The 18759-nt window shown below is 60.5% G+C and carries 14 protein-coding genes; 9 read left to right on the top strand and 5 right to left on the bottom strand.

Features of this window, described 5'->3' with window-relative positions:
- The first annotated feature begins 292 nt into the window (after positions 1-292).
- The 6 genes from fadB (at position 293) to KGA98_RS15955 (ending at position 7819) form a co-directional block, all read left to right on the top strand.
- Complete coding sequence (gene fadB, locus KGA98_RS15980; protein WP_057715656.1) at positions 293-2440, top strand: fatty acid oxidation complex subunit alpha FadB; 2148 nt, start codon at positions 293-295, stop codon at positions 2438-2440.
- A gap of 29 nt (positions 2441-2469) precedes the next feature.
- Positions 2470-3645, top strand: a complete 1176-nt coding sequence (fadA, locus tag KGA98_RS15975; protein WP_008023006.1) for an acetyl-CoA C-acyltransferase FadA — start codon at positions 2470-2472, stop codon at positions 3643-3645.
- A gap of 95 nt (positions 3646-3740) precedes the next feature.
- The gene (locus tag KGA98_RS15970) at positions 3741-3977 is read left to right on the top strand and encodes a DUF1653 domain-containing protein (RefSeq protein WP_057715655.1); all 237 of its coding nucleotides are present in this window, start codon (positions 3741-3743) and stop codon (positions 3975-3977) included.
- A gap of 114 nt (positions 3978-4091) precedes the next feature.
- On the top strand, positions 4092-6719 hold the full coding sequence (topA, locus tag KGA98_RS15965) for a type I DNA topoisomerase (protein WP_223502767.1): 2628 nt from the start codon (positions 4092-4094) through the stop codon (positions 6717-6719).
- A 247-nt stretch (positions 6720-6966) separates the two neighbouring features.
- Positions 6967-7491: a DUF6586 family protein gene (locus KGA98_RS15960; protein ID WP_150812431.1), complete on the top strand. Its 525-nt coding sequence runs from the start codon at positions 6967-6969 to the stop codon at positions 7489-7491.
- 94 nt (positions 7492-7585) lie between these two features.
- Positions 7586-7819 carry a hypothetical protein gene (locus KGA98_RS15955; protein WP_046041430.1) on the top strand — a complete coding sequence of 78 codons (234 nt, stop codon included), beginning with the start codon at positions 7586-7588 and terminating at the stop codon, positions 7817-7819.
- 92 nt (positions 7820-7911) lie between these two features.
- Here KGA98_RS15955 and sulA read toward each other — a convergent pair whose 3' ends face one another.
- Together sulA and lexA are read right to left on the bottom strand one after the other, a co-directional pair.
- Positions 7912-8388, bottom strand: a complete 477-nt coding sequence (gene sulA, locus KGA98_RS15950) for an SOS-induced cell division inhibitor SulA (RefSeq protein WP_008052977.1) — start codon at positions 8386-8388, stop codon at positions 7912-7914.
- Positions 8389-8398: 10 nt separating this feature from the next.
- Entirely contained in the window at positions 8399-9007 is a 609-nt protein-coding gene (gene lexA / locus KGA98_RS15945) for a transcriptional repressor LexA (protein ID WP_150812432.1), read from the bottom strand.
- A gap of 229 nt (positions 9008-9236) precedes the next feature.
- On the opposite strand from lexA, the gene KGA98_RS15940 reads away from it, so the two are divergent.
- The 3 genes from KGA98_RS15940 to KGA98_RS15930 all read left to right on the top strand — a co-directional run bounded on the left by KGA98_RS15940 (position 9237) and on the right by KGA98_RS15930 (position 11863).
- Entirely contained in the window at positions 9237-9944 is a 708-nt protein-coding gene (locus KGA98_RS15940; RefSeq protein ID WP_007974041.1) for a TetR/AcrR family transcriptional regulator, read from the top strand.
- A 158-nt stretch (positions 9945-10102) separates the two neighbouring features.
- Positions 10103-11113 (top strand): beta-N-acetylhexosaminidase, encoded by a 1011-nt coding sequence (nagZ, locus tag KGA98_RS15935; RefSeq protein WP_056722002.1) that lies wholly within the window; start codon positions 10103-10105, stop codon positions 11111-11113.
- Positions 11114-11125: 12 nt separating this feature from the next.
- A complete protein-coding gene (locus KGA98_RS15930) occupies positions 11126-11863 on the top strand; it encodes an S-methyl-5'-thioinosine phosphorylase (RefSeq protein WP_007974037.1) in 738 nt (245 codons plus the stop codon).
- Positions 11864-12006: 143 nt separating this feature from the next.
- Here KGA98_RS15930 and KGA98_RS15925 read toward each other — a convergent pair whose 3' ends face one another.
- From KGA98_RS15925 to mfd, 3 genes are read right to left on the bottom strand one after another with little or no spacing between them, the layout of a single operon-like run.
- Positions 12007-14700 (bottom strand): DEAD/DEAH box helicase, encoded by a 2694-nt coding sequence (locus KGA98_RS15925; protein ID WP_150812433.1) that lies wholly within the window; start codon positions 14698-14700, stop codon positions 12007-12009.
- 6 nt (positions 14701-14706) lie between these two features.
- On the bottom strand, positions 14707-15285 hold the full coding sequence (locus KGA98_RS15920; protein ID WP_150812434.1) for a CsiV family protein: 579 nt from the start codon (positions 15283-15285) through the stop codon (positions 14707-14709).
- 10 nt (positions 15286-15295) lie between these two features.
- Positions 15296-18745, bottom strand: coding sequence for a transcription-repair coupling factor (gene mfd, locus KGA98_RS15915; protein ID WP_150812435.1), 3450 nt, complete (start codon positions 18743-18745; stop codon positions 15296-15298).
- Between the last annotated feature and the right edge of the window lie 14 nt (positions 18746-18759).

Here is an 18759-nt window from a genome sequence, read left to right as displayed (position 1 = left end):
TGCTCAAGCGTGTTTAAGGTCTTCGCAGTACGGATATGACCGGAAAGTCGCGTTTCAACCCATGTTTCGGGCGATTGACAATTGTCGGAAATTCCGTGAAGGTGACGTACCCAAATCAAACGGGCGTATGAATTGAGCGTTTGTATTTCAGACCGCTCCTACAGAATCCCGACTATCGCGTTGGCGGGTGTGCCGGGGGAATGGGCGTAGCATTGACGATCAACGTCCTTGCCAAGCCATTCGCCTGCGTCCGACGTGTACTGTTCAGCTTCCATATCGTGGAGATCAGTTGATGATTTACGAAGGTAAAGCCATCACGGTTAAGGCTCTTGAAAGTGGCATCGTCGAACTGAAGTTCGACCTCAAGGGTGAGTCCGTCAACAAGTTCAACCGTCTAACCCTGAACGAACTGCGTCAGGCCGTAGACACCATCAAGGCAGATGCTTCGATCAAGGGCGTGATCGTCAGCAGTGGCAAGGACGTGTTCATCGTCGGCGCCGACATCACCGAATTTGTCGACAACTTCAAGCTGCCGGATGCAGAACTTGTTGCTGGCAACCTCGAAGCCAACAAGATTTTCAGCGATTTCGAAGACCTCAACGTCCCGACCGTCGCCGCGATCAATGGCATCGCGTTGGGTGGCGGTCTGGAAATGTGCCTGGCGGCGGACTACCGCGTCATGTCCACCAAGGCCAAGATCGGTCTGCCGGAAGTCAAGCTGGGCATCTACCCGGGCTTCGGCGGTACTGTGCGCCTGCCGCGCCTGATCGGTGCCGACAACGCCATCGAATGGATCGCCGCCGGCAAGGAAAACCGTCCTGAAGACGCGCTGAAAGTCGGCGCCGTCGACGCCGTGGTTGCTCCTGAGCAACTGCAGGATGCCGCACTGGAACTGATCAAGCGCGCCATCTCCGGCGAGTTCGACTACAAGGCCAAGCGCCAGCCGAAGCTGGAAAAGCTGAAGCTGAACGCCATCGAACAAATGATGGCTTTCGAAACCGCCAAGGGTTTCGTGGCCGGCCAGGCTGGTCCGAACTACCCGGCGCCGGTTGAAGCGATCAAGACCATCCAGAAAGCCGCGAACTTCGGTCGCGACAAGGCGCTGGAAATTGAAGCTGCAGGTTTCGTCAAACTGGCCAAGACCTCTGCTGCGCAGAGCCTGATCGGCTTGTTCCTGAACGATCAGGAACTGAAGAAAAAGGCCAAGGCCTACGACGAAATCGCCAAGGACGTGAAGCAGGCCGCCGTACTGGGCGCCGGCATCATGGGTGGCGGTATCGCCTATCAGTCGGCTTCCAAAGGCACGCCGATCCTGATGAAGGACATCAACGAGCACGGTATCGAGCAGGGGCTGGCCGAAGCCGCCAAACTGCTGGTCGGCCGCGTTGATAAAGGTCGCATGACCGCCGCGAAAATGGCTGAAGTGCTCAACGGCATCCGTCCAACCCTGTCGTACGGCGACTTCGGTCACGTGGACTTGGTGGTCGAAGCGGTCGTCGAGAACCCGAAGGTCAAGCAAGCGGTACTGGCCGAAGTTGAAGACAAGGTCAAGGAGGACACCATCCTGGCGTCCAACACCTCGACCATTTCCATCACCTTGCTGGCCAAGGCCCTCAAGCGTCCGGAAAACTTCGTCGGCATGCACTTCTTCAACCCGGTGCACATGATGCCGCTGGTGGAAGTGATCCGTGGCGAGAAGTCCAGCGAGCTGGCTGTTGCCACCACCGTTGCCTACGCCAAGAAAATGGGCAAGAACCCGATCGTGGTCAATGACTGCCCGGGCTTCCTGGTCAACCGCGTCCTGTTCCCGTACTTCGGCGGTTTCGCCAAGCTGGTCAGCGCCGGTGTGGACTTCGTCCGTATCGACAAGATCATGGAAAAATTCGGCTGGCCTATGGGCCCGGCGTACCTGATGGACGTGGTCGGCATCGACACCGGTCACCACGGTCGTGACGTGATGGCTGAAGGCTTCCCGGACCGCATGAAGGACGACCGTCGCTCGGCCGTCGACGTGCTCTACGAAGCCAAGCGCCTGGGCCAGAAGAACGGCAAGGGCTTCTACGCCTACGAGACCGACAAGAAAGGCAAGCAGAAGAAGGTTGCCGATCCTTCGGTACTGGAAGTGCTCAAGCCGATCGTTTACGAGCAGCGCGAAGTCACCGACGAAGACATCATCAACTGGATGATGATCCCGCTGTGCCTGGAAACCGTGCGTTGCCTGGAAGACGGCATCGTCGAAACCGCTGCCGAAGCCGACATGGGTCTGGTCTACGGTATTGGTTTCCCTCCATTCCGTGGCGGTGCGCTGCGTTACATCGATTCGATCGGTGTGGCAGAGTTCGTTGCCCTGGCTGACCAGTACGCTGATTTGGGCGCGCTGTACCACCCGACCGCGAAGCTGCGCGAAATGGCCAAGAACGGCCAGAGCTTCTTCGGTTAAGCGCCCCCAACTAGAGTGAGAGTGAACTTATGAGCTTGAATCCTAGAGACGTCGTGATTGTCGACTTCGGTCGTACTCCGATGGGCCGCTCCAAGGGCGGCATGCACCGCAACACCCGTGCCGAAGACATGTCGGCGCACCTGATCAGCAAACTGCTGGAACGTAACGTCAAGGTCGACCCGAACGAAGTCGAAGACGTGATCTGGGGCTGTGTGAACCAGACCCTGGAGCAGGGCTGGAACATCGCACGCATGGCGTCGCTGATGACCCAGATCCCGCACACTTCGGCCGGCCAGACCGTCAGCCGCCTGTGTGGCTCGTCCATGAGCGCTCTGCACACTGCCGCGCAAGCGATCATGACCGGCAACGGTGACGTTTTCGTGGTTGGTGGCGTCGAGCATATGGGTCACGTGAGCATGATGCACGGTGTCGATCCGAACCCGCACATGTCGCTGTACGCGGCGAAAGCCTCGGGCATGATGGGCCTGACCGCGGAAATGCTGGGCAAGATGCACGGCATCACTCGCGAGCAACAGGACGCTTTCGGCGTGCGCTCCCACCAACTCGCCCACAAGGCGACCGTGGAAGGCAAGTTCAAAGACGAAATCATCCCGATGCAGGGCTACGACGAGAACGGTTTCCTGAAAACCTTCGACTACGACGAAACCATTCGTCCGGAAACCACCCTGGAAAGCCTGGCGGCTCTGAAGCCGGCGTTCAATCCGAAGGGCGGCACCGTGACAGCCGGTACCTCGTCGCAGATCACCGATGGTGCCTCGTGCATGATCGTGATGTCGGCGCAGCGTGCGCAGGATCTGGGTATCCAGCCTCTGGCGGTGATTCGTTCGATGGCAGTGGCAGGTGTGGATCCGGCAATCATGGGCTATGGTCCAGTACCGGCCACACAAAAAGCACTGAAGCGCGCGGGTCTGGGCATTTCCGACATCGACTTCTTCGAGCTCAACGAAGCTTTCGCCGCACAGGCCCTGCCAGTGCTGAAAGATCTGAAAGTACTCGACAAGATGAACGAGAAGGTTAACCTGCACGGCGGCGCGATCGCCCTGGGCCACCCGTTCGGTTGCTCCGGTGCGCGTATCTCCGGCACTTTGCTCAATGTGATGAAGCAGAATGGCGGTACCTTCGGGGTAGCCACCATGTGCATTGGTCTCGGCCAAGGCATCTCCACCGTCTTCGAACGCGTTTAAGCGTCTCGTTGATGGAAGCCGGGGCCAAGTGCCCCGGTTTTTGTTTTTCCGGATTTATTTTTTTATTTTGAAAAAATTTGAGTGAGGGCCAAAGCATGCCGATACAACCTGGGCTCTACCAACATTACAAAGGTCCGCAGTACCGCGTATTCAGTGTTGCGCGGCATTCGGAAACCGAAGAAGAAGTGGTCTTCTACCAAGCCCTGTATGGCGATTACGGCTTTTGGGTGCGTCCCTTGAGCATGTTCCTGGAGTCCGTCGAGGTTGACGGCGAACAGGTGCCACGCTTTGCTTTGGTGCAGGCCGAACCGAGCGTTTTTCCGCAGCCATAAGGGGAGTGCGCGCAGAGCCCTGCGCTTGACCTCATCTTGTAGCCACTATATATAGCGGTGCCGCGTCAGGCGCCAACCGCCTTTCACTTCTCGAATTCAGGAATTTTCTGATCCATGGGCAAATCGCTGGTCATTGTGGAATCCCCGGCTAAGGCCAAGACCATCAACAAGTATTTGGGCAACGAATACGTGGTGAAGTCGAGTATCGGCCATATCCGAGACCTGCCCACCAGCGGTTCGGCTAGCGCCAGCAAAGAGCCAGCCGCCAAGCGCGGCAAGGCTGCTGCGGGTGAAGCGCCGGCACTGTCGCCGAAAGAAAAAGCGCGCAAGCAGCTGGTCGCGCGCATGGGTGTCGATCCGGATCATGGCTGGAAAGCCAAGTACGAGATCCTCCCGGGCAAGGAAAAAGTCATCGAAGAGCTGCGCCGGCTCGCCAAGGATGCTGACACCATCTATCTCGCAACCGACTTGGACCGCGAGGGGGAAGCCATTGCCTGGCACCTGCGCGAAGCCATCGGTGGTGACGACACCCGCTACAAGCGCGTGGTGTTCAACGAAATCACCAAGAAGGCGATTCAGGAAGCCTTCTCGAAACCAGGCGAGCTGGATATCGACCGCGTCAACGCCCAGCAGGCGCGTCGCTTCCTCGACCGCGTGGTGGGTTACATGGTTTCGCCGCTGCTGTGGGCCAAGATCGCTCGCGGTCTGTCCGCCGGTCGCGTGCAGTCGGTTGCCGTGAAGCTGGTGGTCGAGCGCGAACGTGAAATCCGCGCGTTCAACCCGGAAGAGTACTGGGAAGTTCACGCCGACCTCGGCACCGCAAAAGGCGCGACCGTGCGCTTCGACGTGGCCCGCGAGAAAGGCGAAGCCTTCAAGCCGCTCAATGAAACCCAGGCCATGGCCGCGCTGGAGAAGCTCAAGGCTTCCACCTACAGCATCGTCAAGCGCGAAGACAAACCGACCAGCAGCAAGCCGTCGGCACCCTTCATCACGTCCACCTTGCAGCAAGCCGCAAGCAATCGCCTGGGCTTCGGTGTGAAGAAGACCATGATGATGGCCCAGCGTCTTTACGAAGCTGGCTACATCACTTATATGCGTACCGACTCCACCAACCTTTCGGTTGATGCCGTGGCGATGGCGCGTGCCTATATTGAAGGCGAATTCGGCAAGAAATACCTGCCGGAAACCCCGAACGTCTACAGCAGCAAGGAAGGCGCACAAGAGGCTCACGAAGCGATTCGTCCGTCCGACGCCAATACCGAGCCAAGCAAGCTGTCGGGCATGGAGCGTGATGCTGAGCGCCTCTACGAGCTCATCTGGCGCCAGTTCCTCGCCTGCCAGATGCTGCCGGCGCAATACCTGTCGACCACGGTCACTGTCGGTGCCGGCGACTTCGAGCTGCGCGCCAAGGGCCGCATCCTGAAGTTCGACGGTTACACCCGCGTCATGCCGCAAATCGCCAAGCCAGGCGATGACGACGTACTGCCGGACATGGCCCAGGGCGACGCGATGAAGCTGATCAAGCTTGATCCGACCCAGCACTTCACCAAGCCGCCGGCGCGTTACTCGGAAGCCAGCCTGGTAAAAGAAATGGAAAAGCGCGGTATCGGTCGTCCTTCGACCTACGCGGCGATCATTTCGACCATTCAGGACCGCGGCTACGTGGCGCTGCACAACCGTCGTTTCTACTCGGAAAAGATGGGCGACATCGTCACCGAGCGTCTGGCCGAAAGCTTCTCCAACCTGATGGACTACGGCTTCACCGCCGGCATGGAAGAGCATCTCGATGACGTGGCCCAGGGCGAACGCGACTGGAAAAACGTGCTCGACGAGTTCTACGGCGACTTCAAGAAGAAACTCGAAGTAGCCGAAAGCCCGGAACACGGCATGCGGGCCAATCAGCCTGTCATGACTGACATTCCGTGCACCACCTGCGGTCGCCCGATGCAGATCCGTACCGCGTCGACCGGCGTGTTCCTCGGTTGCTCGGGCTACAGCCTGCCGCCGAAAGAGCGCTGCAAGGCCACCGTCAACCTGGTGCCGGGCGATGAAATCGCTGCGGACGACGAGGGTGAGTCGGAGTCGCTGGTGTTGCGTGGCAAGCATCGCTGCCCGATCTGCAGCACGGCGATGGACGCCTACCTGCTCGATGAGAAGCGCAAGCTGCACATCTGCGGTAACAACCCGGATTGCGATGGCTACGAAATCGAAGAGGGCACCTATCGCATCAAGGGCTATGAAGGTCCGAGCCTGGAGTGCGACAAGTGCGGTAGCGAGATGCAGCTCAAGACCGGCCGTTTCGGCAAGTTCTTCGGTTGCACCAATGCCACCTGCAAGAACACCCGCAAACTGCTGAAGAGTGGTGATGCGGCGCCGCCGAAGATGGATCCGGTGAAGATGCCTGAGCTGAAGTGCGAAAAGGTCAACGACACCTACATTCTGCGCGACGGTGCATCCGGTCTGTTCCTGGCGGCCAGCCAGTTCCCGAAAAACCGCGAGACTCGTGCTCCATTGGTGATGGAAATCATCCCGCACAAGGATGAGATCGATCCGAAGTATCACTTCCTCTGCGAAGCGCCGAAGAAAGATCCGGATGGTCTGCCAGCCGTGATCCGTTACAGCCGCAAGACCAAGGAGCAGTACGTGCAGACCGAGGTTGACGGTAAGCCGACTGGCTGGAAAGCGTTCTACGATGGCGGCAAGTGGGCGGTCGAAGACAAGCGTCCGGCAGCCAAGGCTTAAAGCCGCGCCCCCTGTAGGAGCGAGCTTGCTCGCGATGGACCTGAGAGCAACGCGGGCATTCTGAAGGCCCGCGTCATCGTTGACGACCATCGCGAGCAAGCTCGCTCCTACAGTCAGTGCGCAAGGCCGCATGAGAACCCTCGGGTTTTCATGCGGCTTTTTTGTTTTGGGCTTGCGGTCGGATCGGCTGATCCACGACACTGTCAGACCTGCGTGAAGCAATTATTTCGTTGTGGAGGCTGCCGTCATGGCCCACGAACTGTATACCCGCACCAATCAGAAGATTTATTTCGCCGGCTTGTCGCTCGAAGCGCTGGCCCGCACTGAAGAGGGGCGGGCGATGAATTCGCTGGCGCTGATCCAGGCTGGGCGCGAATCCGCGCTGTTTCATCTGTACGGCGCGCTGCTGGGCCTGTGTCACGAGATCGCCGGTTTCTATCGCTTGCCTCAGGCCAATGCGCCCCGTGCAGAGTTGTTGCTGACTCGCGAGGTGCTGGACACCATCGCCATTCCGGAAATGGCTGAGCTGGTCGAGCTGGCCAATAACCCGGAGACCTGGCTGGCCAAGTTGTTGGCTGCCCATGCTGCGTTGTTTCAGCCGCCGCGCGCGCCCCACAAGCCAAAAGGCGACGTGACCCAGCCACTGATCCTGGCTGTCAATCTGGATGAAGAGGACGCGCCGCAAGAGCTGAGTCGGGAGGAGCTGGAGAGCTGGCGTCAGAACCTGAAAGCGCTGGCGATCCGCTTTCGCGAAGGCTTGAACGAGTGCTGACAGAAACAGTTTTGGGATGGCATCTGGTCAAGATCCCGAGCGAAGCCTGGCCGATGCCTATATAATCCCCGCCTTTCGTGGAGAACAGTCCTTTATGCCAACGTCCTTTCTAGAAATTGTCGAGTTACCAGACGGCCGTATCGAGCTGCGCAGGGCCGAGGACGAGGGTTCTCTGGTTACTTTGGATTTCTCCGAGGACGCCAAGGCATTCCTGCAAGGGCAGCACGTGGAAGTCGCCAAGGCGATGTTGAGCGTCGGTGTTCAGATGGCCGGTCGCCTGGTTGAAGGCGAATTCGACAAGGAAGAGGGGTCGCGGGTTCTTCATTGACCGCCGCCTGTCGCTTTTCCTGATGTCGTTACTCATCGGCTTCTCTGCCCCTGGAGAAGCCTTGCGCGGTGAATCACGCGTTTGTCCGCCGGTTAACCCAGTCGAATATTCAGGCTCTGAGCGTCCCCGGTACGGGCGGCGCTGATCAGTTGTTGTCGCGATTGGGGGCTCAGCGGGTTGATCCAGCTGACCACCGTGTGGCTACGACCCAGGCGCAGGGCTTCGCAAGTCAGTTGCTGGGCGCTCTGGGTGCCCCGCGGTTGCAGCAGCAGAATGCGCTCGCGGTTAAGGCCGGCATCTCGCAGCCAGGCTTGAGTCAGGCTGGCGGGTGGCGCGATCAGTGTCAGCCAGCGTGCGTCCTGGTCCTGGCTCAATTCCCTGAGGATCGGTGCCAGAAGGCTCAGGCAGTTCCCGGCTGCACCACGCAGTGACAGCTCGCTGAAAGCGTCAGGTTCGGCGCTCCAGGGGGACTCGACTACGTCTTTCAGGATCGGCGCCAATGGCTGTGCCATGAACGCTTCGAACAACGGCAGTTGGGTTTGCTGTGGTGATGTCTGTGGGAACTGCATGGTGCCTCCTTTAGCGGCGAATGACGCCGACACTCAAGCCTTCGATCACCAGTTCCTGGTCTTGAAGGTTCACTTCAATAGGGGCGAACTCGGGGTTCTCGGCGATCAGCCAGACTTTGCTGCCGTCACGCTTGAAGCGCTTGACGGTCACTTCGTCGCCGATCCGCGCAACGACGATCTGGCCGTTACGGGCTTCGCGGGTGGTGTGGACCGCCAGCAGGTCGCCGTCGAAAATGCCGATATCCTTCATGCTCATCCCATGGACGCGCAGCAGGTAGTCGGCGCGCGGATGGAAGAAGGCGGGATTGATGTTGCAGGACTCTTCGATGTGTTGCTGCGCAAGAATCGGGGCGCCAGCTGCTACCCGGCCAATGATCGGCAGGGTGGAATCGTCGGTCTTGGCTTCGAAGCCGGGAATGCGGATGCCACGGGAGGCGCCAGGCGTCATCTCGATTGCACCCTTGCGGGCCAGTGCCTTGAGGTGTTCTTCCGCCGCATTGGGTGACTTGAAACCCAGTTCCTGAGCGATTTCCGCGCGGGTGGGTGGGTACCCGTTGTCTTCCAGGCAGCGCTTGATGAAGGCCAGAATCTCTGCTTGTCGTGGCGTCAGCTTTAGCATATCGATCGCTCTGTTTTTTTATACAGTGACTGGGATTATATACAGTAAGGCGGTCTTGGCAATGCTCCATTTTTCAGTCGCCGCCGGACGGTCAAACAGCCGGTGGATTGAAGCTATGCCGTTGTGTGGTTAAATGTCTGACCGACCATTCCCGAAACGAACTGCCAGACTTGACAATGCACAGGCTGAAACGTATGTTTCAAACAAGTGTTTGTCAGGCGGAGTAGCCATGGCCCAGTCGGAAACCGTTGAACGCATTCTTGATGCCGCCGAGCAGTTGTTCGCGGAAAAAGGTTTCGCCGAAACCTCGTTGCGTCTGATCACCAGCAAGGCGGGTGTCAACCTGGCGGCGGTGAACTATCACTTCGGTTCGAAGAAGGCGTTGATTCAAGCGGTTTTCTCGCGGTTCCTCGGGCCATTCTGCATCAGCCTCGATAAAGAGCTGGAGCGGCGTCAGGCCAAGCCTGAAATCAAGCCGACACTCGAAGAGTTGCTGGAAATCCTCGTCGAGCAGGCACTGGTGGTGCAGCCGCGCAGTGGCAACGACCTGTCTATCTTCATGCGTTTGCTGGGGCTGGCGTTCAGTCAGAGCCAGGGGCACTTGCGTCGTTATCTGGAAGACATGTACGGCAAGGTGTTTCGCCGCTACATGATGCTGGTCAACGAAGCAGCGCCACGTATTCCACCTATCGAACTGTTCTGGCGCGTGCACTTCATGCTGGGTGCGGCGGCGTTCAGCATGTCCGGCATCAAGGCCTTGCGCGCGATTGCCGAAACCGATTTCGGTGTGAACACCTCGATCGAGCAGGTCATGCGCCTGATGGTGCCGTTCCTGGCTGCCGGCATGCGCGCCGAATCCGGCGTTACCGACACGGCCATGGCCACGGCCCAGTTGCGTCCGCGTAGCAAATCGACACCGGTTGCCGCCAAGGTTTAACCGCACACGGGTGGGCGCGGCAGCTGACATCCGCTAAGCTAGCCGCCCATGCCGACTCTCGTTCTGAACCCGTTTCCCATTGAAATCGCCGACCTGCCGGGCACAGTGTCTGGCGGCGAATTCGTGTGGGCCGGGTTTTCTGTTATCAAGGAATTTCTATGACTGCTGGCTTGCAAGGCTCGTTGATGGTGGACGTCGCCGGTACCTGGCTGACGGCTGAAGATCGCCAATTGTTGCGCCAGCCCGAAGTGGGTGGCCTGATCATCTTTGCCCGCAACATCGAGCATCCGCGTCAAGTGCGCGAGCTGAGTGCGGCCATTCGCGCCATTCGTCCCGATCTGCTGTTGGCGGTGGATCAAGAGGGCGGCCGCGTGCAGCGCCTGCGCCAGGGATTCGTGCGATTGCCCGCCATGCGCGCCATTGCCGACAACCCGAACGCCGAATACCTGGCCGAGCAGTGCGGCTGGATCATGGCCACCGAAGTGTTGGCCGTTGGCCTGGACCTGAGCTTTGCCCCGGTGCTGGACCTGGATTACCAGCGCAGCGCCGTTGTCGGCACCCGTTCGTTCGAAGGCGATCCCGAGCGCGCTGCCTTGCTTGCGGGTGCATTCATCCGCGGGATGAACAGCGCCGGGATGGCCGCCACCGGCAAGCACTTCCCCGGCCACGGTTGGGCTGAAGCGGATTCTCACGTCGCGATTCCCAACGACGAACGCAGCCTCGACGAGATCCGCGCCAATGACCTGGTGCCGTTTGCCAAGCTGAGCAAGCAACTGGCCGCGGTCATGCCGGCCCACGTCATTTATCCACAAGTCGATTCCCAGCCCGCCGGTTTCTCCCGCCGCTGGTTGCAGGACATCCTGCGTGGCGAATTGCAGTTCGATGGCGTGATCTTCAGTGACGACCTGTCCATGGCGGGCGCTCACGTGGTCGGCGATGCTGCAAGCCGTATCGAAGCGGCGCTGACTGCCGGTTGCGACATGGGCCTGGTGTGCAACGACCGTGCGGCCGCCGAACTGGCCCTGAGCGCTGCCCAGCGTCTGAAGGTCAAGCCTTCGGAGCGCATTGCGCGGATGCGCGGCCAGTCGTTTGCCAGCACCGAATACCGTCAAGACCCGCGCTGGCTGGCCGCTGTCGGCGCGCTCAAAGAAGCTCAATTGATTGATTAAGGACTGTTCGTTATGACGGTTTACGCGATTATCGGTGGCACAGGCCTGACTCAACTCGAAGGCCTGAGCATTCGCCAGTCACTGGCAGTGGACACGCCTTATGGCGCACCTTCGGCCGACGTTCAGATCGGCGAGTATGCCGGCAAGGAAGTACTGTTCCTCGCGCGTCACGGTCATCCCCATCGTTTTCCACCGCATCAGGTCAACTACCGCGCCAACCTCTGGGCGCTGAAGCAGGCCGGTGCCGAAGCCATTCTGGCAGTCAACGCCGTGGGCGGCATCCATGCCGCGATGGGCACCGGGCATTTCTGCGTGCCGCATCAGTTGATCGACTACACCAGCGGTCGTGAGCACACCTACTTTGCCGATGACCTGGAGCACGTCACCCATATCGACTTCAGCTACCCCTACAGCGAGCCGTTGCGTCAGCAACTGATTGCGGCATTGGCGGCGGAAGGCGTGGGCTACAGCAGTCATGGCGTGTATGCCTGCACTCAAGGGCCGCGCCTGGAGACGGTGGCTGAAATCGCCAGGCTGGAGCGCGATGGCTGCGACATCGTCGGCATGACCGGTATGCCGGAAGCCGCCTTGGCCCGCGAGCTGGAACTCGATTACGCCTGCCTGGCGCTGGTGGTGAACCCGGCGGCGGGCAAGTCGACGGCGGTGATCACCATGGCCGAGATCGAGCAGGCATTGCATGACGGCATGGGCAAGGTGAAGTCGACGCTGGCGCGGGTGCTCAAGGGCTGATCAGTCGATACACCGAGTCGACTCCTTCGCGAGCAAGCCCGCTCCCACATTCGAATTGTGTTTAGCTTCAACAGTGGAGGCAACACAAAACCACTGTGGGAGCGGGCTTGCTCGCGAAGAGGCCGGATCAGGCACCGAATGTCTCAACGTTTTTCGAGGTTTTCCGGCAGCGGCGCAAACAGCGCCTCGATATCATCGCTCTGCAGTTTCCAGTCCCCGGCCTTGCGCCCATCCAATACGCCGGCCGCGAGGTCGGATTTTTCCTTTTGCAGGTGCTGAATCTTTTCTTCCACCGTGCCGCGCGCAATCAGTTTGTAGACGAACACCGGCTTCTCCTGGCCGATACGATACGCGCGGTCGGTCGCCTGGTTTTCCGTCGCCGGGTTCCACCACGGGTCGTAATGAATCACCGTGTCCGCTTCGGTCAGGTTCAGGCCAACGCCACCGGCCTTCAGGCTGATCAGAAAAATCTGACGCTTGCCGCTCTGGAATTCCTTCACCGGTGTGCGGCGGTCGCGGGTCTGGCCGGTCAACAGAGCGTAGGCCACGCCGCGCTTGTTCAGTTCGTCTTCGATCAGTGACAGCATTGAAGTGAACTGCGAGAACAGCAGGATCCGCCGACCTTCCTCGAACAATTCCTCGAGCATTTCCATCAGGCTATCGAGCTTGCCTGACGTGCTGCCACGGCTTGGCAGGGTCGCCTCGTTGACCAGGCGCAAATCGCAGCACACCTGTCGCAACTTGAGCAGGGCTTCAAGAATGATGATCTGGCTGCGGGCCACGCCTTTGCGGGTGATCTCGTCGCGGACTTTCTTGTCCATGGCCAGGCGCATGGTTTCGTACACGTCGCGCTGGGCCTCATTGAGTTCGATCCAGTGGATGATCTCGGTTTTCGGCGGCAACTCGGTGGCAACCTGTTCCTTGGTGCGGCGCAGCAGGAAAGGTTTGATCCGGCCGTTGAGGTGCTGGAGCCTGACCTCGCTGGTGCGTTTTTCAATCGGCACGCGGTAATCGCGGTTGAAGCTTTTGACGTCGCCCAGCCAGCCGGGCAGCAGGAAGTGAAACAGCGACCAGAGTTCACCGAGATGGTTTTCCAGCGGCGTGCCACTCAGGCACAGGCGCTGCCGGGCATTGAGCTCGCGGGCAGCCTGGGCGGCCTTGCTGGTCGGGTTCTTGATGTATTGCGCTTCGTCCAGCACCAGTATGTGCAAGGGCTGCGCCGCCAGGCGTTCGACATCCTTGGGCAGCAGCGCATAGGTGGTCAGGATCAGATCGTAGTCGGCCAGCTTGTCGAAGTGTTTTTTGCGGCTGGCACCGTACAGCGCCAGTACCTTGAGCTGCGGCGTGAAGTGCGCCGCTTCGTCGAGCCAGTTGGGGATCAGGCTGGTCGGCATCACCACCATGCACGGACGATCGAGACGACCGGCGTTTTTCTCGCTCAGGACGTGCGCCAGTGTCTGCAGGGTTTTGCCCAGGCCCATGTCATCCGCAAGGATTCCACCCACTTCCAGCTGCCGCAGCGATTGCATCCAGCTCAAGCCCTCAAGCTGATACGGACGCAACGTCGCATTCAGGCCGTCCGGGGCGACGGCCGTGTGGTCCTTGATGTCGCGCAGGCGCTGGGCAAAGGTGCGGATCTGTTCGCCACCCTCCCAGAGCAGTGGCATGTCTTCCAGTGGGTTCAGGCGTGTGGCATCGGCCTTGCTCAGGCGCAGCGTGGTGTCGCCGGGCTCCTGCAAGTAGAACTCGCCGAGGGTGGCCAGCACCGGTTTCAAGCGGCCGAAGGGCAGGGCGACTTGCAGCGGGCCGTGCCCGGAGTTCGGGCGATTGGGGATATTGACCAGGATCAGCTCGTCGTCGCGGCGTCGGGCAAGGCGCTCCGGGTTGAGGATTTCGGTGTGGGAGCGCATCAGGTTGAGCAGGATCGGCAACAGGCTCAGGCGTTCGCCGTTGACGATGATCCCCAGTTCCAGGTCGAACCAGTCGCGTTCCGGTGCCTGTTCGACCGTGGCGTACCAGTCGTCTACCGCCGTCAGGTCGAAACCGAATTCCTCGTCGATCTGCAATTCCCAGCCCTGGGTGCGCAACTTCGGCAGTTCATTGAGGGTAAAGGTCAGCCAGGCGCTGTCATTGACCATCTCGAACAGCTCGCCGGCACTTTCCGGCAGGGCCTTGCTTTGCCGGGTGGCGATTTTGAAGCCGAGGATTCGCAGTTGCTCTCGGTAGGACTGTTCCACTTCCGGGTGGCGTTTTATCCGCAGTGTCTGGGTTTCCTGACGAATCAGGATGTCGGTGTTTTTCTGCCCGGAAACGTACTCGTCCAGGTAACTGAAAGACAGCGCCGCGCGATGCTGGATGTAACGCTGCATTCGACCGTTGCGCGGTTCGAACGCGCTGAACTCGATGCTGGCCAGCCACAGGCGCGGAACGGGCTGCACATTGTCCACCAGCACTTGCGGCGGTGCTTTCGGACTGCGGTTTTCCAGGACCGCCTGGAGTTTTTCCAGGAGTTCGGCATCTTTGGCGGCAGCGGGGTAGTCGAGGGTTTCCTGCACTTGCAGGAGCACCGCCGCGCAATGTTTGCAGTTGCTGTGGACCGGGCAGGAGCAGGTGGCGTCGACCATCAGCAAAGTGCCCTTGGCTGACTCTCGCAGACGAATGGTCTGACGGTAAACGTTACCGCCCGAGCCTTCACACGCGGCGACGATGGTAGCGTCGCCGGCTTCGACGATCCTGACACGATTCTCCAGCGCGTAGCGGCGGCCACGCTCCAGGCTCTGTTCCTTGAATCGGCTGACCCAGGACGGTGCCAGGGGTTTGCTCAGGGTCGCGGACATTGGGAATCAGTCCGGAATTTCTTCGGGAGCTGCTCGGGGGGCGGGGGCGGTCAGCGAGGTGATCTTGATCAGCAGGCCGAGGTGGCCGTTGTCGAGGAAGTTCAATTGGCCGTTTTTGGTGTGGCTTTCCTGTTTCAAGCGCTCGCTGGCCGTCACCATGCCATTGGCATCGATCTGGTTGACCCAGAAATCGGCGTCGACGTCGGTAAAGCGCCCCAGTTTCATGTTCAGTGTGCCCTCGATCGGGTACTGACCATACTGTTCCTTGCCGTCGCTGATCGCCACTTTGCTGGCGGTTTCGCCGAGGGGCTGTTGCCAGGCCTTGTGCAGCAACACCGTGTAGTCAGCGCTGCTGGTGAGTTTTTCCACCTCGCCATTGAGGCTTGGCGTGCGCAGGCTGTCGGGGTTGACCGGTTGGGCGCCAGCGGCCCAGTCTTCCGGCGCGGCGCGACTGACGATTGCCGGCACGGTGTTTTGACGGACCAGAATCATTTCGACCTGATACAGGTCATCGGCATATGCCGTGGGTGCGACCAGCGCTGGCATCAACAGGGTCAGCAGGGTCAGTGAGCGAAACAGGCGCATGCGGCGTCCTTCAAGCAGTTTTCGGAACGAGGCGCTCGAAAAGCGCCTCTACAGTATTAAAGCGCTCTTCCGGGCGCTCCATCGGAACCATGAACTTGAACATCGTGGCACCTTCGAACTTGTAGCGTTTTGGCTGGCTCTGGATCAGTTTGATCAGGGTCAGCGGGTCGACCGGCGTCTGTGCGGCGAACTCGACGCGACCGCCTTGAGGGCCGCCATCGACTTTCTTGATACCCAGTTGCTCGGCCTGCAATTTCAATGCAGTGATGCGGATCAGGTTCTTGGTCGGTTCCGGCAACAGGCCGAAACGGTCGATCATCTCCACCTGCAAATCCTTGAGGCCGTCCTCGTCGGTGGCCGAGGCAATGCGCTTGTAGAGAATCAGGCGGGCATGGACATCCGGCAGGTAGTCTTCCGGGATCAACGCCGGTACCCGCAAGTTGACTTCCGGACCGCCGCCAAGCGGTTGATCGAGGTTTGGCTGTTCGCCCTTGCGGATCGACTTCACCGCGCGCTCGAGCATTTCCATGTACAGCGTGAAGCCGACGGCCTGGATCTGCCCGCTCTGGCCGTCGCCGAGCAGTTCGCCGGCGCCACGGATTTCCAGGTCGTTGGTGGCAAGCACGAAGCCAGCGCCGAGGTCCTGGGTGTTGGCAATTGCTTCCAGGCGCTTTTCCGCGTCCGGGGTGATTTGCTGGCGAGGCGGCGTCAGCAGGTAGGCGTACGCCTGGTGGTGGCTGCGTCCGACCCGGCCGCGCAACTGGTGCAACTGTGCCAGGCCGAACTTGTCGGCACGCTCGATGATAATGGTGTTGGCGCTCGGTACGTCGATGCCGGTCTCGATGATGGTCGAGGCAATCAGCACGTTGAAGCGCTTGTGGTAGAAGTCGCTCATCACCTGTTCGAGTTCGCGTTCGCGCATCTGCCCGTGGCCGATGCCGATCCGTGCTTCCGGCACCAGTTCGGCCAGATCGGCAGCGCATTTCTCGATGGTTTTCACGTCGTTGTGCAGGTAGTAGACCTGGCCGCCACGCAGCAACTCACGCAACAAGGCCTCTTTGACCGTGCTCTTGTTCTGCTCCATGACGAAGGTGCGTACCGACAGGCGACGGGCCGGCGGCGTGGCGATGATCGACAGGTCGCGCATGCCCGACACCGCCATGTTCAGCGTGCGCGGAATCGGCGTGGCGGTCAGGGTCAGGATGTCGACTTCGCTGCGCAGGGCCTTGAGCTGTTCTTTCTGACGGACACCGAAACGGTGCTCTTCGTCGATGATCACCAGCCCGAGGTTTTTGATCTTCACGTCGTCCTGCAGCAGCTTGTGCGTGCCGATGACGATGTCGATCTTGCCTTCGGCCAGGTCCGCGACCGCCGCATTCACTTCCTTGGCCGACTTGAAGCGGCTCATCACTTCCACGCTCACCGGCCAGTCGGCAAAGCGGTCGCGGAAGCTGTTGTAGTGCTGCTGGGCGAGCAGGGTGGTCGGCACCAGGATCGCCACCTGGCGACCGCCGTGCACTGCAATGAACGCGGCGCGCATTGCCACTTCGGTCTTGCCGAAGCCGACGTCGCCGCACACCAGGCGGTCCATCGGCTTGGGCGCAAGCATGTCTTCGCGCACCGCTTCGATGGTGGTTTGCTGGTCCGGGGTTTCTTCGAACGGGAAACCGGCGCTGAAGGTGGCGTAGTCGGCCTTCGGATCGGCGAAAGCGTAGCCTTCGCGGGCAGCGCGACGTGCATAGATGTCGAGCAACTCGGCGGCCACGTCACGCACCTGTTCGGCGGCTTTGCGCTTGGCTTTCTGCCAGGTCTCGGAGCCCAGGCGATGCAGCGGGGCCAGGGCATCGTCGCTGCCGGTGTAGCGGGCGATCAGGTGCAGGTTGGCCACCGGCACATAAAGCTTGGCGCCTTCGGCGTATTCCAGGGCGAGGAATTCAGCGGTCTGGCTGTCGATTTCCAGGGTCGCCAGGCCCAGGTAGCGGCCGACACCGTGGTCGATGTGCACCACCGGCGCACCCTCGCGCAGCTCGGTGAGGTTCTTGATGACGGCATCGTTGTTGGCATCGGCGCGTTTTTCGCGGCGACGGCGCTGCATCACGCGCTGGCCGAACAGCGGGCTTTCGGCGACGAGGGCCAGGGCCGGGTCATCGAGCAGCAAGCCTTCGTCGAGCGGGGCGATGGTGATCGCCAGCCGTTCCTTGCCGGCGACAAAGTCCGGCCAGCTGTCGACGGTTTTCGGTCGCAGCTTCAGGCGTTCCAGCAGCTCCAGCAACACTTCGCGGCGGCCTGCCGATTCGGCGGTAAACAGCACGCGACCGGGGAACTGGTCGAGGAAGCCGGCCAGTGCCGCCATTGGCTGAGTGGCCTTGGCTTCGATCGCCAGGTTGGGCAACTCGCGAGCCGGGAAGCGCTCGCGACCGCCACCGCTTTCTACATCCTGCTGACTGGCCACCACGCGCGGCCAGTTCTTCAGGCGCGCGAAGCAGTCTTCCACCGGCAGGAACAGTTCGGCGGGCGGCAATAAAGGGCGGGACGGGTCGACGCGGCGTTCTTCATAGCGATTGCGCACATCGTTCCAGAAGTTTTCCGCGGCTTGCTCGATGCCCGGCAGGGAAAACACTTGCGTGTCCTGGGGCAAATAATCGAACAGTGTCGAAGTTTCTTCGAAGAACAGCGGCAGGTAGTACTCGATACCGGCCGGGGTAATCCCGCTGCTCAAGTCCTGGAAGATCGGGCAACGGCGGAAGTCGACGTCAAAACGCTCGCGGAACCGCGCCTTGAAACGGGTGACCGCTTCTTTCTGCAGCGGAAACTCCCTGGCCGGCAACAGCTTGACCGAGTCGACTTTGTCGATCGAACGCTGGTTCTCCGGGTCGAAGGTGCGCAGGGTTTCGATTTCGTCGTCGAACAGATCGATGCGATACGGCAGCTTGCTGCCCATCGGGAACAGATCGATCAGCGAACCGCGAACGGTGAACTCGCCGTGTTCATACACCGTATCGACGTAGCGATAGCCCGTGGCTTCGAGCCGGGTGCGCATTTGCTCGACATCGAGCTTCTGGCCGATATCCAGCACCAGGCTGCTGCCGAGCAGGAATTTGGTCGGCGCGAGGCGATGCAGGGCGGTCGTGATCGGCACCACCAGCACGCCATGGCTCAGTTCCGGCAACCGGTACAGGCTGGCGATGCGCTGGGAAATGATGTCCTGGTGCGGCGAGAACAGGTCGTAGGGCAGGGTTTCCCAGTCGGGAAAGTGCAGTACGGGCAATTCCGGGGCGAAGAAAGCCAGCTCCTGTTCCAGCCGTTCGGCACTTTGGCTGTCGGCGGTCAGCAGCAGGGTAAAGCGCTTGGCAGCGCTGGCGGCCTCGGCGATGGCCAGGCTCAGGGCGGCACCGGGCAGGTTGCCCCAGTGCTGTTTACCTGCCGCGGCAGGGAGAAGCGGTAGACGCAGAACGGGCACGGAAGGTTGAGCTC

The organism is Pseudomonas sp. BF-R-24 (assembly GCF_019947335.1).
Taxonomy (GTDB): Bacteria; Pseudomonadota; Gammaproteobacteria; order Pseudomonadales; family Pseudomonadaceae; genus Aquipseudomonas; species Aquipseudomonas jessenii.
Note: the sequence above shows the minus strand (reverse complement) of the source record. Positions and strands in the feature narration are given on the sequence as shown.

Bases quoted from the DNA above. Each gene is read 5' to 3' on its own strand.
- fadB (WP_057715656.1), top strand. From the start codon at position 293: ATGATTTACGAAGGTAAAGCCATCACGGTTAAGGCTCTTGAAAGTGGC.
- fadA (WP_008023006.1), top strand. From the start codon at position 2,470: ATGAGCTTGAATCCTAGAGACGTCGTGATTGTCGACTTCGGTCGTACT.
- KGA98_RS15970 (WP_057715655.1), top strand. From the start codon at position 3,741: ATGCCGATACAACCTGGGCTCTACCAACATTACAAAGGTCCGCAGTAC.
- topA (WP_223502767.1), top strand. From the start codon at position 4,092: ATGGGCAAATCGCTGGTCATTGTGGAATCCCCGGCTAAGGCCAAGACC.
- KGA98_RS15960 (WP_150812431.1), top strand. From the start codon at position 6,967: ATGGCCCACGAACTGTATACCCGCACCAATCAGAAGATTTATTTCGCC.
- KGA98_RS15955 (WP_046041430.1), top strand. From the start codon at position 7,586: ATGCCAACGTCCTTTCTAGAAATTGTCGAGTTACCAGACGGCCGTATC.
- sulA (WP_008052977.1), bottom strand. From the start codon at position 8,388: ATGCAGTTCCCACAGACATCACCACAGCAAACCCAACTGCCGTTGTTC.
- lexA (WP_150812432.1), bottom strand. From the start codon at position 9,007: ATGCTAAAGCTGACGCCACGACAAGCAGAGATTCTGGCCTTCATCAAG.
- KGA98_RS15940 (WP_007974041.1), top strand. From the start codon at position 9,237: ATGGCCCAGTCGGAAACCGTTGAACGCATTCTTGATGCCGCCGAGCAG.
- nagZ (WP_056722002.1), top strand. From the start codon at position 10,103: ATGACTGCTGGCTTGCAAGGCTCGTTGATGGTGGACGTCGCCGGTACC.
- KGA98_RS15930 (WP_007974037.1), top strand. From the start codon at position 11,126: ATGACGGTTTACGCGATTATCGGTGGCACAGGCCTGACTCAACTCGAA.
- KGA98_RS15925 (WP_150812433.1), bottom strand. From the start codon at position 14,700: ATGTCCGCGACCCTGAGCAAACCCCTGGCACCGTCCTGGGTCAGCCGA.
- KGA98_RS15920 (WP_150812434.1), bottom strand. From the start codon at position 15,285: ATGCGCCTGTTTCGCTCACTGACCCTGCTGACCCTGTTGATGCCAGCG.